The sequence below is a fragment of the Coprococcus sp. AF21-14LB genome (genome assembly GCF_003458885.1).
Lineage (GTDB): Bacteria > Bacillota > Clostridia > Lachnospirales > Lachnospiraceae > UBA9414.
Genome location: NZ_QRVX01000055.1, coordinates 1 through 13,325, shown reverse-complemented (window position 1 = coordinate 13,325; position 13,325 = coordinate 1). Strand labels below are relative to the sequence as shown.

Annotated in this window: 12 protein-coding genes and 1 pseudogene; 2 read left to right on the top strand and 11 right to left on the bottom strand. The window is 43.0% G+C overall.

Going from position 1 to position 13,325, the window contains the following annotated elements:
• Positions 1-209: 209 nt before the first annotated feature.
• Positions 210-1,142 (top strand): D-2-hydroxyacid dehydrogenase, encoded by a 933-nt coding sequence (locus DWX73_RS11315; protein WP_118348860.1) that lies wholly within the window; start codon positions 210-212, stop codon positions 1,140-1,142.
• Here DWX73_RS11315 and DWX73_RS11310 read toward each other — a convergent pair.
• The 11 genes and pseudogenes from DWX73_RS11310 to DWX73_RS11260 all read right to left on the bottom strand — a co-directional run bounded on the left by DWX73_RS11310 (position 1,108) and on the right by DWX73_RS11260 (position 11,044).
• Complete coding sequence (locus DWX73_RS11310; RefSeq protein WP_199413557.1) at positions 1,108-1,998, bottom strand: 4Fe-4S binding protein; 891 nt, start codon at positions 1,996-1,998, stop codon at positions 1,108-1,110. The genes DWX73_RS11315 and DWX73_RS11310 overlap by 35 nt on opposite strands.
• A complete protein-coding gene (locus DWX73_RS11305; RefSeq protein ID WP_118348859.1) occupies positions 1,991-2,137 on the bottom strand; it encodes a CD1871A family CXXC motif-containing protein in 147 nt (48 codons plus the stop codon). Before DWX73_RS11305 ends, DWX73_RS11310 begins: the two co-directional genes overlap by 8 nt.
• Positions 2,138-2,743, bottom strand: coding sequence for a TlpA family protein disulfide reductase (locus DWX73_RS11300; RefSeq protein ID WP_118348858.1), 606 nt, complete (start codon positions 2,741-2,743; stop codon positions 2,138-2,140).
• A 13-nt stretch (positions 2,744-2,756) separates the two neighbouring features.
• Positions 2,757-3,227 (bottom strand): signal peptidase II, encoded by a 471-nt coding sequence (locus DWX73_RS11295; RefSeq protein ID WP_118348857.1) that lies wholly within the window; start codon positions 3,225-3,227, stop codon positions 2,757-2,759.
• Positions 3,228-3,788 carry a zinc-ribbon domain-containing protein gene (locus tag DWX73_RS11290; protein WP_118348856.1) on the bottom strand — a complete coding sequence of 187 codons (561 nt, stop codon included), beginning with the start codon at positions 3,786-3,788 and terminating at the stop codon, positions 3,228-3,230.
• 15 nt (positions 3,789-3,803) lie between these two features.
• Positions 3,804-5,228, bottom strand: coding sequence for an ATP-dependent Clp protease ATP-binding subunit ClpX (gene clpX, locus DWX73_RS11285; RefSeq protein ID WP_118348855.1), 1,425 nt, complete (start codon positions 5,226-5,228; stop codon positions 3,804-3,806).
• A 175-nt stretch (positions 5,229-5,403) separates the two neighbouring features.
• A complete protein-coding gene (trxA, locus tag DWX73_RS11280) occupies positions 5,404-5,718 on the bottom strand; it encodes a thioredoxin (protein WP_118348854.1) in 315 nt (104 codons plus the stop codon).
• 46 nt (positions 5,719-5,764) lie between these two features.
• Positions 5,765-7,729: an NAD-dependent DNA ligase LigA gene (gene ligA / locus DWX73_RS11275; RefSeq protein WP_118348853.1), complete on the bottom strand. Its 1,965-nt coding sequence runs from the start codon at positions 7,727-7,729 to the stop codon at positions 5,765-5,767.
• A pseudogene (locus DWX73_RS15620) lies at positions 7,719-8,515 on the bottom strand (pseudouridine synthase). The gene ligA and the pseudogene DWX73_RS15620 overlap by 11 nt, the downstream one beginning before the upstream one ends.
• Positions 8,516-8,531: 16 nt before the next feature.
• Positions 8,532-9,842, bottom strand: a complete 1,311-nt coding sequence (locus tag DWX73_RS11265; RefSeq protein WP_118348852.1) for a M18 family aminopeptidase — start codon at positions 9,840-9,842, stop codon at positions 8,532-8,534.
• Positions 9,843-9,898: 56 nt separating this feature from the next.
• Complete coding sequence (locus tag DWX73_RS11260) at positions 9,899-11,044, bottom strand: glycerate kinase family protein (protein WP_118348851.1); 1,146 nt, start codon at positions 11,042-11,044, stop codon at positions 9,899-9,901.
• Between the two features lie 184 nt (positions 11,045-11,228).
• On the opposite strand from DWX73_RS11260, the gene pyk reads away from it, so the two are divergent.
• Complete coding sequence (pyk, locus tag DWX73_RS11255) at positions 11,229-13,184, top strand: pyruvate kinase (RefSeq protein WP_330413642.1); 1,956 nt, start codon at positions 11,229-11,231, stop codon at positions 13,182-13,184.
• Positions 13,185-13,325 lie beyond the last annotated feature (141 nt).

Genomic DNA, 13,325 nt, shown 5'->3' with positions numbered 1-13,325 from the left:
GAAAAAATAGAAAAATAGCACATATCGTTGCAAACAAGAAAACGGCTACACCACCCATGTTTACTGGACTTGTAGCCGCATTTTCATTTTTCAACTGTCAAAGATGGGACTATACCATATTTTACTTTGCAATCCAAAGATATACAAGTATCCTTTGGTATGCTATACTTTTTCTATATTACCGCAATTAAATATAAGGAGGGATTCAAATGAAAATTGTATTTTTGGATGCAAAATCCATCGGCGAAGATATTGACCTGTCCGGATACAAAGCACTTGGTGAAGTAATAAAATATGACTTTTCTTCTCCGGAAGAAGTCCCAGACCGTGTCAAAGATGCAGATGTTATCATTCTGAATAAAGTTACGATCAATGAAAAGACGATCGGAACTGCCAGACATCTAAAACTTGTCTGTGTCACCGCTACAGGAACAAATAATCTTGACAAAGACTATCTCGACTCCCGCGGCATTGCATGGCGCAATGTAGCCGGCTATTCTACGGAAAGTGTTGCACAGCACACATTTGCAATGCTGTTCTACCTTCTGGAGAAATTAAGCTATTACGACACTTATGTAAAACAGGAGCGATATGTCAATGACAAGATGTTTACGCATTTTGCCGAACATTTTCACGAACTCCATTCTATGACATGGGGAATCATCGGACTTGGCAATATCGGACGAAGAGTCAGTGAGATTGCCCGCGCTTTCGGAGCAACTGTCATCTATACTTCTCCTTCCGGCGCACCGGCACAGGAAGGATACGCACAAGTACCGCTTGACACACTCCTAACTCAGTCCGACATCATTTCTGTCCATGCACCGCTGACAGAATTTACAGAAGGACTGATCGATGCGGATGCCTTTTCTAAAATGAAGCCAAACTGCATCTTCCTGAATCTTGGAAGAGGTCCGATTGTTTGCGAAGAAGCACTTGCAGAGGCGCTGAAAAACAATAAAATAGCTGCCGCAGGATTGGATGTGCTTGCCGCCGAGCCAATGAGCCCGGACAGCCCGCTCCTTCCAATCAAGGACAGCAGACGGCTTTTGATTACGCCGCACATCGCCTGGGCAAGCGTGGAAGCCCGCCAAAGGCTGATGCAGATTATTTTGAAACAGATTCAGGACTTTTTTTCCTAAGTTCAGACATCGTAGACTGAATCGCATTGGTAGGACATGCTTTCATACATTCACCGCACCGAATACATTCCATACTGTTTGGATGATTGATTACATCTACTCCCATTGGACACGTTCTGACACAGGCGCCGCATCCTACGCATTTTCCTTCATCAATCTTTAAACGGTAAAATGCAATTGGATGAAAGGCGCCATAAACTGCTCCGAGGGGACAAAGATATTTACAAAATGGTCTGTAATACTTTACGGACAAAAATAAAATAATCAAAAGCGCCAACATTTTCCAACTAAATAAAAATCCAACTGCACTTCGCAAAAGAGGATTGGTACTGATGAGCGGAATTCCCGCCAGTAATGTTCCTGACGGACAAATGTATTTACAAAACCAGGGATCGCCCTGCCCTACCACATTTACTGCCAATGATGGAAGCAGTATCACAAACAAAAGAAGAATGATATATTTTAGTTTCCGAAGCAATGCATCTTTCGGCATGTTTTTTTGTTTTCGGAAAATCGGAATCTTATAAAGAAGATCTTGCACAAGACCGAACGGACACATCCACCCGCAGATAAACCGTCCGAAAACCGCTCCAAATACCATTAAGATTCCAAATACATAGCTGGACACCTTAAAACCACGGCTTCCAAGCACTGCCTGCAGCGCTCCGATCGGACAGGCTCCAAGCGCTCCCGGACAGGAATAACAGTTTAGCCCAGGTACACAGATTGCCTTTGATGTCCCGGTAAAAATTCTTCCTTTCAAAAATCCTGCCGCATATCCGTTAGTAATCGCTGTCCATGCCGCCTGAAACCACAGTCGATAATTTCTTTGATGCTTTTTTTCTTTCTTATCCAATTCCAATACACTCCATACAAATATTCGCTGCCTTGTTCCACACCGTATCCGGCTCTCCCTTCCAGATGCCAAACAGAATCAGCAATACTCCGACTGCAACCACGACTTTGCCTGCAAATTTTCTTCTACGCTCCGGCATTTATTTTTCCCCCTGTATCATTGCAAGCTTCTCTTCAAGAAGCGCTGCCCAGTCTTCTTTACTTTTTGCACCGGTTACCGTCTCTCCGAGAAGTTTTCCCTCCTGATCTACAAAAAAGGTTGTCGGAACTCCCGACACATATTCATACAATCCAACATACAGCTCCATACTTGGAATCAAATGCAGATAATCTGCCCCTGTTGCCGCCACTGCTTCTTTGGCGAGCGAAACATTTTCCTCATTTATCTTTCCATCCGGCTGAATGGTATCAAGGCAAAGTCCAATAATCTGTACATTCTTGCTGTCATACTCTTTGCTTAGTTCTGCCAGATATGGCATTTCCTCCAGACATGGATTGCAAAAAGTTGCCCAGACATTAACCATTGTCACATCTGCTTCCTGGAAAATACTTTTATCTACCTCTTTTCCATCCAAATCTGTTACTTCAAATTCTCCAAAAGGTTTCACAGCTTCTTTCGTTGTACCAGGAAGACGCTTTCCTTCTTCAGCTTTTTTTGCATCCTGATTCACAAACACCATGACTGCCGCAGCAACACACACAAATATAATACATCCTATTAGAATGATTTTATTCTTTTTTTCCATTTCTAACCTCTTATCATTTCTTTTTTTCTTTCAGACAGGACGCCAGAAGCATACCCATTCCGGAAAAGATAAAAAAATCACCGAAATTATATGTAATCTCTGTCAGCTTCTTCCATCTGGTCTGAAATCCAATATAATCCACAACATATCCCCGCCAGATTCTGTCATACAGATTGCTGAGCGCGCCGCCAAGCAGGAGCATCGCTCCTGTCTTTTGAAAGAAATGACCTTTTCTAAAAAATACAGCGCCGCTGTATGCTCCGCTGAGCAGAACTGCCGCCAGTGAACTTTTCTGGACCAGTTCCGGCCTGGCATCTAAAAGATTTAATGCAAATCCTCTGTTCTCCACTCTGCGCCAAACGATTCTGCTGCCGGCAATTTTCTTCTCATCACCGGTGCAGAATCGCTCTTCTACCTGTTCTTTCACATATTGATCTATCAGACTCAGGGATAAAGATGCTGTCATCCATTTCCCCGGTTTCATTTACAAATCTCCTTCTTTACCGTCTAAAGCAGAAACCTCATCAGCCAGTGACTGCTCATATGCTGCCCGAATCTCTTCCAAATTCTCTTCTTCGAAGATCTCTTTCTCTGCCGCAGCCGCTTCTTCTTCCGCAATCGTTTCTTCCGTAGTGTCTTCTTCTTCAAAGATATCTTCTTCTGTCTCTACCTTTGTACCACAGAATGGGCAGAAATTCATTCCTTTTTGAACAGCCTCGTGACAATTTGCACACCGTGCCTCTCCCTTCATTTCGGACACTTTCTTCTCACATGCAAGGATTTCTTCTTCCCGCTCTCGGATCTTCTCACAAATCTCATGAAAATCTTCTGAATGTGCTTCGCCATCTTTATAAGCTTCATAGAGGCTTCTTCCCATCTCAAGCCAGTCTTTGGCGTTCTCACGGCGCATTGTATAGATTTGATTCTTCAGTTTCTGTGTCTCTACAACTTCTCCCGTCTTCTTTCCGACAGTATCTGCTGCATCATAAAGTGTATCTGCAACTCTTTTTCCTAACTGTTCCACGTCATCCCAACTAAATTTCATACTTCCTTCTCCTTCCTAATGGCAGGTCAGTCTGTCCTGACCACGCAGCGTAATGATTGGTCCTCCGGTTCCTTCGATATAAGCTTTTGTAATCGTAACTTCTCCGATACTATCATCTTTCGGAATTTCATACATAATATCTAACATAAATTCTTCAATGATGGCACGCAGCGCACGGGCTCCTGTATCTTTCTTCATCGCCTTCTGTGCAATCGCATGAAGCGCCTCATCTTCGAATGTAAGTTTTACCTCATCCAATTCCAGCAATTTCTGATACTGTTTCAAAATTGCATTCTTTGGTTCTCTCAAAATCTTTACAAGCATATCCTCATCAAGACCTTTTAGCGTGAATACAATCGGAAGACGACCAAGAAATTCCGGAATCATTCCAAAGCTGCGAAGATCTTCCACTTCAACCTTTGAGATCAGATCCTTCTCATTGTCATATTTATCTTTCAAATCTGCAATAAATCCAATGGAGGATTTCTTTGTCAGACGTTCTTTGATGATCTGCTCAAGATCCGGGAACGCTCCGCCACAGATAAATAAAATGTTCTTTGTATTAATCGTAGTCAGAGGCACCATTGCATTCTTACTGTTCGCTCCAACAGGAACTTCCACCTCTGCTCCTTCCAGAAGCTTCAGCATTCCCTGCTGCACAGATTCTCCGCTTACATCTCTCTGACTTGTATTGCGCTTCTTTGCAATCTTATCAATCTCATCAATGAAAATAATTCCTTGTTCTGCACGATCCACATCATTGTCCGCAGCTGCCAATAACTTCGATACTACACTTTCAATATCATCGCCGATATATCCTGCTTCTGTAAGTGAAGTGGCATCCGTAATTGCAAGCGGAACATCCAGAAGTCTTGCGAGTGTCTTTACAAGGTATGTTTTACCGCTTCCTGTCGGTCCGATCATCAACATATTAGATTTCTCAATCTCGATCTCATCTGTCGGGTCCAACGCTACACGCTTATAATGGTTATATACTGCAACAGAAATCGCTTTCTTTGCATATTCCTGTCCAACTACATACTCATCAAGCTGTGCTTTGATCTTATGCGGAGCCGGAATATTGTGAATATCAAATACAGGTTCCCGCTTCTCATCCGGCTGTTTTTTCTTTATCTGCTGTTGCTTCGGCATCATATTTTCAAAATCAGACATATTCAGGATCTGTACGCCAGGCATATTCATTAACTGGCTGTAATCAAATCCGCCCTTATTCATCATGTCAAACCCTTTTTGCATACAGTCCTGGCAGACATACATCTTCGTTGGCAGTTCAATCATCTTTCCTGCCACACTTTCCGGACGGTGGCAAAGTGCACAAAACTTCTCGTACTCCTTTGTCTCCTTCTGATCTGAAGAATTCCCCTCCGTACTCTCTGTCGTGACTTCCTCTATTTCATCTGTATATACATTATCTGACATTTCTATAACCTACCCTTCTTATGTATGCTTTCATTATACATGGGGCTTTCTTTTCCGTAAAGTGAATATTTTATAAACTGCCTGCTCCCGCACAGTTATCATAACATACGATCCAAACAAAACTCCCGGCACGCATCCAGTGCGAGCCGGGAATCCTATTCCTCTCATTTATCTATTAAGCTAAATGTTCATTCAAAAGCGCTTCCAGTTCCGCCGGCTGCATTGCCCCTGCACTCTGGTGTACTTTCTCTCCATCTTTTACAAGTATCACGGTCGGAATACTGAACACACGAAACTGTTTTGCCAGTTCTTTATCCTCATCCACATTTACTTTGCCGATTTTAACTTTACCGGCAAATTTATCCGCCGCCTCATCTACAATCGGGCCGAACATCTGGCAAGGTCCGCACCACGGCGCCCAAAAGTCAACTAAAACAAGCCTTTTTCTTCCATTACTTCCTGCTGAAAGTTTTCTTTTGTAAAATGTAATGCTGCCATATCATTTACCTCCTGTTATACTATTGAATACTTTTATTCTAATTGTTTTCTCCGAGTAATTCCAGAAACTCTTCTTCTGAAATTACCGGGATTCCAAGTTCTTTTGCTTTTTTATTTTTTGATGAAGAAGATTGTGTATCATTATTGATCAGATAATTTGTTTTGGAAGTGACCGATCCTGTTACCTTTCCGCCTCTCTTTTCGATGACCTCTTTCACCTCATTTCGATTCGCAAAGTGATGAACGCTTCCGGTCACAACAAAATTCATTCCCGCAAAAATCTGCTCGGACTGATCCACATTTTCCTTCGTAAGAGATACTTCTTTCAACAGATTCCGGAAATTTTCCACATGGATCTCTGATGAAAAATAATCGCAAAAACTTCCTGCAATAACACTTCCGATTCCATCTATAGCGGCAAGTGCCTCTGCGTCTGCACAGATAATCTTCTCCGGATCTTCCTCAAATGCACGGCAGATGACCTTTGCATTTGCCAGACCTACATTTGCAATCCCCAGACTGTAGATTACTTTTGCAAGAGTTGTCTTTCTCGCTTTCTCTGCACTTTCAATGAGACGCTGATAAGATTTTTCCCCAAATCCTTCCATTGCCTGTATTTCCTCACGAAATTGGTCCAAATGGAACAGATCTGCATAGTTGCGAATAAATCCTCTCGCAATGAATTTCTCCAGCGTAGCCTCTGAGAGTCCTTCAATATTCAGTGCATCTCTGCTTACAAAAAGTGCAAACGACTTCATATGTTTTACCTGGCAATCCGGATTCGTACAGTAAAGTGTTTTTGCCTCTCCTAACTTTCGGATCTCTGTTTCTCCCTTGCAGACCGGACATACTTTCGGAATGTCTTTTACCCCGCTTCTTGTCAGATTCTCTGCAATCTGTGGGATAATCATATTCGCCTTATATACTTGGATCTGATCCCCGATTCCAAGCTCCAGTTCTTCCATAATACTGATATTATGCACACTGGCACGGCTTACCGTTGTTCCTTCCAGTTCCACCGGTTCAAAGATTGCTACCGGATTAATGAGTCCTGTTCTCGAAGGACTCCATTCAATCTCAAGCAATTTCGTTTCCTTCAGTTCATCCGCCCACTTAAATGCAAAGGAATCTCTTGGAAATTTTGCCGTTCTCCCGAGTGACTGGCCGTAAGCAATATCGTCATATACAAGTACCAGTCCATCTGAAGGATAATCATTGTGGGAAATCTGCTGTTCAAACCAGCTCACTTCTTCTTCAATCGTCCCGGCAGTAACCTCGTGGTACTCCACCGTTTCAAAGCCCTGCTGCTCTAACCATTCCATCTGTTTCTTTCTGGAATTCTCAAAAGTTTCCCCGTCTGCTTTCACAAGTGTAAATGCAAAAAATCTTACATTTCTCTTCGCTGTAATCTCATTGTTCAGCTGACGTACACTTCCACTGCACAAGTTTCTCGGATTTTTATAGCGGGCATCCACATCTTCAATTTCTTCATTAATCTTCTGGAAGTCATGATAGCCAATGACGGCCTCTCCTCTGAGTACAAGTTCTCCCTGAAAGGCAATCTGAAGCGGAATATTCTTAAACACTCTCGCATTATTCGTAATGACTTCGCCAACTTCACCATTTCCTCTTGTAACTGCCTTAAAAAGCTTTCCGTCCCGATAAGTGAGAACGATAGTCAGCCCATCCATTTTCCAGGAAATCAACGCCTTCTGATCTCCGAGAAATTCCCGAAGTTTTTCCACCTCTTTCGTCTTGTCAAGAGAAAGCATCGGCGAATCATGACGTTCTTTTGGAAGTTCGCTCAGTACTTCATATCCGACATTTACAGTCGGACTGTTGGATACCGTAATCCCAAGTTCTTCTTCTAATCCTAACAATTCATCGTAGAGCTGATCATATCTCTGGTTGCTCATAATCTCTTCTGCACCCTGGTAGTAAGCCTTCCCGGCTCTGTTCAGAAGCTCCACCAGCTCCAGCATTCTTTGTCTCTTATCTTCCATACTTTCCTCTCTGCTGCTGTCTTAACATTCTTTGAATCTGTTCTCGTTCCCGGATTGCTGCTTCGTCAATCACAGTTTCATTCTTCGAGTCTGCCAAAAGCTTCATCAATTCCGTTTCTTCCTCAGCAGTTACTTCGCGATAAGCTCCTGGCTTTAGCTCTCCCAGTGTCAGATTCATTACCCGGATCCTCTGCAATTTCTTTACTTCGAATCCCAATGCCTCACACATTCTTCGAATCTGACGATTCAATCCCTGCGTCAGAATAATGCGAAAACGGTATTTGCTCAACTGCTCTGTTTTGCATGGTCTTGTCACCGTATCAAGTATTTTTACTCCCTCTGACATTGCCCGAAGAAATGCTGCTGTTACCGGTTTGTCCACAGTCACAATGTATTCTTTTTCATGTCGGTTTCCGGCACGCATCATTTTATTAATAATATCGCCGTCATTCGTCATCAGAAGCAGCCCTTCCGAATCTTTATCAAGTCTTCCTGCATAAGTAATTCGTGAGGATAGTTAAGAAACTTAATAATATTATTCTTCTCCCGTTTCTCCTCGGTGCATACAATCCCCACCGGTTTGTTCACAATTAAAAGGATTCTCTTCTCCACCTTCTGTACTGTCTTCTTTCCGACACGGATTTCCTGTGTCGGCAGCACTTTCATTCCGGTTTCTGCGCGCTTTCCATCCACAGTTACCTGTCCGGCAGCAATCAGCCGGTCTGCCTCTCTCCTGGAACAGACGCCGGCTTCTGCCAAAAATTTATTCAATCGTACTTCCTGCATGTAGTTTCTCCAACACTCACAAGATTATGCAGTAAAAAAATGCTTTCATACATTCTGCAAGACTGATAATATCCTCTTTGCCTGCCAATTCTCTGGAAGAATGCATAGAAAGAAGCGGAATTCCCATATCAATCGTACGAACCGGAAGTACCGCAGATGCAATCGAACCGAGTGTGCCGCCTGATGGCATATCAGAACGGTTCACACATTTCTGATACGGAATTTTATTTGCATCACAAAGCTGCTGCATAATTGCAACGGCTTCACTGTCTGTCGCGTAGGACTGCTTACTTGCTTCCTTAATACAGAAACCACCATTTAAGATCGGACGGTTTGTCGGATCGTATTTTTCTTTATAATTTGGATGTACCCCCTGAGCCACATCAACAGAGCAAAGAAGACTATCCTGGATTGCAGATAAATAATCTGCCCGTTCATAACCAAGAGAAAGGTAAATCTTCTCAAGCAATGTCGGAAGTACTGTAGATGCTGCACCCTGTTTTGAATTGCTTCCGATCTCTTCATGGTCAAATACAATTCCCATCTGAACGCCGCGGCTGTTAACTTCTGCTGCCTTCATTCCTTCCATAATTGCAAAAACAGAACTTACATCATCCAATCTCGGAGCTGAAATCAATTCTTTACTCAGGCCTACTTCACACCCTTTCTCCGGATTATAAATATTCAGTTCGTATTCCAGAATTTCTTCTTTGGCAACCCCAAGCTTATCTGCAAGATACTGCACGAATTCTGCCCCTTCTTTTCCGCTGACAGCACAGCTTCCCATTACCGGCGCCATATGTACCTGTTTATTCAACTCTGCACCTTTTTCACCAAGTTCCCTTAACAAATGAATTGCACTGTTTGGAATCACCATAATCGGATCTTCACAATCAATGAGGTGCATCGTTGGATGGAAAATATCATCGCTCTTTAACGCAACTCTTCCCGCAACACTTAGTGGACGATCCATCCAACTTGACAGATTCACTCCGCCATACACTTCTGTATTCAAAATCAAATATCCTTCTGATTTCATATCCGGATTCGGTTTGATACGAAATCCCGGAAAATCTCCGTGTGCTGCTGCCAGACGGAATCCATCTTCTGCTGCAAAATCCTTACCAACTGTGAACGCAAAAACTGCTGTTCCATGGTGATTCACAATGTATTTTCCTCCGCGCTCCAAATTCCATTTATCACGGAGTTCCAACTTCTGAAATCCATTTGCAGCAAGCTCTTCTTCATACGCTTTCACCGTGTGAAATGCAGATGTGGATTTTTCTAATAGATTCATCATATTTCTTGTCATCTCTGTTTTATTCATAATGATTCGTCTCCTTTTCCATACTGATATCATCATACTGTTTTACGAAAAAAAAGTCAACGAATAGTGCACGATGTTTCCCTGAACAACCGAAATACCTGTTCTGAAGCTGCTCGCATATTTGCCATTGCCGTTTCTTTGCTCATTGCCTCATCAAGTGTTGTTACACCTCGTACAATTGGGAAGAAAGCATCAATTCCCTCTTCATTGCATGCTCTCGCTCCTTCTGTAACACTTCCTGCAAATGCAATGACTTTGGCCCCATACTTTTTAGCCCGTTTGGCTACGCCAACCGGTGCTTTTCCCATAGCTGTCTGCTCATCAAGCCTTCCTTCTCCGGTAACAACAATATTTGCATCCAGCAATTCTGACTCCAGATCTACTGCATTCAAAACAAGATCAATTCCCGGCGCAAGCACTGCATTTAGAAAAGCCAGGCATGCAAACCCCAGACCTCCCGCTGCACCTGCTCCCGGAATATCTCTACAGCGGATTCCAAGCGTACTCTCGACCACAGCGGCATACTGATTCATTGCTTCATCGAGCATCGTCTTTATCTCCTCTGTCACTCCTTTTTGCGGTCCAAACACATAAACAGCGCCTTGTGAGCCACAAAGTGGATTTGTTACATCACAGGCAATCTGAAAACGCACCTTCGAAAGAAAGGGATGAACTCCCTCTGTCTGAATCTTTCGCACCCGAAAGAGCGCCTGAGCTCCTTCTCCCACATCATTTCCATTCTCATCCAGAAACTGAATACCAAGTGCTTTCATCATTCCAATCCCGCCATCCGTTGTCGCACTTCCGCCAATTCCCATAATAATATCACGACATCCGCGGTCAATGGCATCCGAAATCATTTCTCCTACGCCGTAAGTTGTAGCCTGCATCGGATCTCTCTTATCAGAAAGCGTAATCCCTGCTGCAGCAGCCATTTCTATGACTGCTGTTTTTTTCTCCGGAAGATATCCATAATAACTATGTATTTTCTCTCCATATGGTCCTGTCACTGTTATTCTTACCTTTTCGCCATGCATTCCTTCAATCAATGCATCTGTTGTACCTTCTCCTCCATCTGCCAATGGTTTTATTACAATATAAGTTTTCGGATCTGCCGCCAAAATGCCATCACGAACCGCTCTCGCAGCTTCCATTGATGTCATACTCCCCTTAAAGGAATCTACTGCCACTACAACTTTCATCACATATTTCTCCTTTCCGAATATATCTTCAAGTAGTTTTTTCTCATCATAACACAGATTTTTTAACAACGGTATCGAAATTCTCTATTGGAAAATAATATTGTCTAAAGGAAAAAATAATGAACGGCTAGTGCATTTACAAATATTTTCTGCTATAATAAAAACCTGATAAGGAGGAGAAAGCATGATTGCATTAGAAATTGCAGATATTAAAGAATGTATGGCACATTTGCTGCTCCGGGAAACATTTGATCATTTTGAATTTATTTCCGGAACGATTACAACCTTTAATACATTCGAGATCGACGGTTATCTTCACAAAGAGTTTTTTGACAGTGATGATCTATCTGCCGGGCTTTACGCAGATTATTCATTCTGGAAAGATATTCGCGGCTATTGTTTTTCGCTTATCAAAGGAAAACGTACTCCGCTGAATTTCAAATTTGTGTTCGGACTGTCGCGCGCAAATATCGAAAAGCTCCTGGAGAAGAACGCACCCGCATTTCAGCCTGAGCAGATTCAGGGACTCTATCTGAATTTCCGCTATGACGGAACTTCTCTCCAATGCATTACCGGAACTTCACTGCACACGTTTTCCCTCGATAAATCACTGGAACACGTCTGGGACGAGACAGCAGTTAAGCTGTTCCGTCAATACGGTATCACGCAACAGCCGTATAATAAATATAGTAATAGTAAGAGAAAGGAATGGCATATGAGAAATACAAAAATTATTTGCACACTTGGTCCGTCCACTGACAAAGACGGCATTCTGGAAGCTCTGATCCTGGAAGGCATGAACGTAGCGCGATTCAATTTTTCCCACGGCTCCCACGAAGAACAGAAAGGCCGTCTGGAGCAATTAAAACAGCTCCGCCAAAAACATAATAAACCGATCGCGGCTCTTCTTGATACAAAAGGACCTGAAATCCGCATCGGCTGCTTCGAGCATGACAGCATCCAGCTGGAAGAAGGTCAGGAATTTACTCTGACAACAAAAGATATTCCTGGAAATGAACAGATTGTTTCCATCACATATCACGACCTCTATAAAGATGTGAAAGTCGGAGATTCTATTTTGATCGATGACGGTCTCATTGAAATGGCAGTTACGCAGCTCAAAGGACAGGACATCATCTGTACCGTCAAAAATGGCGGGAAAATCTCCAACCGCAAAGGTGTCAATGTTCCAGGCGCCCATTTAACAATGGATTTTATCAGTCAGAAAGACTTTGATGATATATTATTCGGTATTCAGGAAGGATTTGACTTCATCGCAGCCTCCTTTACCCGTACAGCAGAAGATGTTAATGCAATCCGCAAAGTTTTAAAAGAACACGGCGGAGAAGGTATCAATATCATTGCCAAGATCGAAAATCAGCAAGGTGTTGACAACATCGATGAGATTATCGCAGCAGCAGATGGAATTATGATCGCCAGAGGTGATATGGGTGTTGAAATTCCACTGGAGGAAGTACCGATCATCCAGCAGCAGATTATTAAGAAAGTATATCAGTCCGGAAAACAAGTTATTACCGCAACACAGATGCTGGATTCTATGATCAATCATCCACGTCCAACAAGAGCTGAGACAACTGATGTTGCAAATGCCATTTATCAGGGTACAAGCGCTATCATGCTGTCCGGCGAGACTGCTGCCGGAATGTATCCGGTAGAAGCACTTCGCACAATGGTAAAAATTGCTGTCCGCATTGAACAGAGCATTGATTATGCGGAAAACTTCCGTAAGTCAAAACGAATCGAAGATCCTGATGTAACAACTGCGATTTCTCATGCAACCTGCATGACTGCACTGGATCTGAAAGCAAAAGCAATTCTGACTGTTACCGTAACAGGACGTACACCGAAAATGATCTCCAAATACCGTCCTGGCTGTCTGATTGCCGGCTGCTGCGTTTCTGAGCAGGTCTGCCGTCAGTTAAGCCTTGCCTGGGGTGTACAGCCAATGCTTGTCAAAGAAGAATACAGTTCTGAGATTCTCTGCCTGCGTGCCATTGAAGCAGCGAAGAAATACCAATTTGTAGATGATTCCGATACCGTTGTCTTTACAGCCGGCGTGCCGCTCGGAAAACCGGGTGGAACAAATCTGATCCGTGCCTGTGTTGTTGGAGATTTTTAAGCTATCTTTTTCTAAATGAATTTTTACGCCTCAGGGCGCCTGATACAATCGGGCTGTCGGGAAATAGATAGTTCCAAACAGGGGCAGATTTGACTCACATGAGTCAAATCTGCCCTGAAACTTTTTCGTAAAAGAGAAAAA